Raw genomic sequence first — 738 nt, 5'->3', positions numbered from 1 at the left:
ACCCAATGGCGCGCTGACGCTGATCACCAAGAAGGCGAGCTGACGACCAATGCTGGCGGGCCGGTTGCAGGCCCGTCAGCATCATCGCAAACGGAACCTCCCGCCGACAGGACTCGTTTCGCCTTTTTCGCCCCGCCACAAGTTCAACCAGGAGCGAGCGATGGCGAGCGCCCCGTGCCCCGGAACAGGATTTCCAGCCCTTGTCTTTCCAGCCCTTGTGGTGGCCATGCTTCTCGTGGTCGCCGCCCCAGCGTTTCCCGCGCAGCCTGCGGACGGCAATCCGCCACTTGACAGCACCAAGCCGGGCGCGACGATCGTCGATTCCGACGTGCGGCAGGAGGAGGCGCTGTCGAAGACGGAGGCCGGCAACGTCATCACCGCCATCGACCGCACGCGCGACAATATCGGCACCGTGCGCAAGACGACCAAGCTGGATACCGTCGATATCGTTTTCCTGACGGATGCCGCGCGCAGCGAAGGCGGGCCGCCGCCTGCGATCGAGAACAAGGTGAAGCAGCATCAGGAAGACGTCGCGGAGCTGCGGCAGGAGATCGAAGCGAACGCCCTGCTCTTCAACGCCATCGATTCGCGGCGCGTGCAGGCCGAGGACGTGCTTGCCGTCGAGTTCGACAATCCCGGGAAGGTCGTCATCTACGCGGCCGCCAAGCCGCCGAAGTGATTTGAGCGCGCCGCCACGCCTCACAGCTTGCCCATCACCTTCTGTTGAAATCCATAGAC

Annotated in this window: 1 protein-coding gene; it reads left to right on the top strand. The window is 64.2% G+C overall.

Features of this window, described 5'->3' with window-relative positions; translation table 11 throughout:
- The first annotated feature begins 160 nt into the window (after positions 1-160).
- Positions 161-679 carry a hypothetical protein gene (locus EOA60_RS35595; protein ID WP_245322443.1) on the top strand — a complete coding sequence of 173 codons (519 nt, stop codon included), beginning with the start codon at positions 161-163 and terminating at the stop codon, positions 677-679.
- The last annotated feature ends 59 nt before the right edge of the window (positions 680-738 follow it).

This window comes from Mesorhizobium sp. M1A.F.Ca.IN.020.06.1.1, from assembly GCF_004023265.1.
In the GTDB taxonomy this organism is placed as follows: Bacteria; Pseudomonadota; Alphaproteobacteria; order Rhizobiales; family Rhizobiaceae; genus Mesorhizobium.
Note: the sequence above shows the minus strand (reverse complement) of the source record. Positions and strands in the feature narration are given on the sequence as shown.

Coding starts and splice junctions, on each gene's coding strand:
- EOA60_RS35595 (WP_245322443.1), top strand. CDS start 161: ATGGCGAGCGCCCCGTGCCCCGGAACAGGATTTCCAGCCCTTGTCTTT.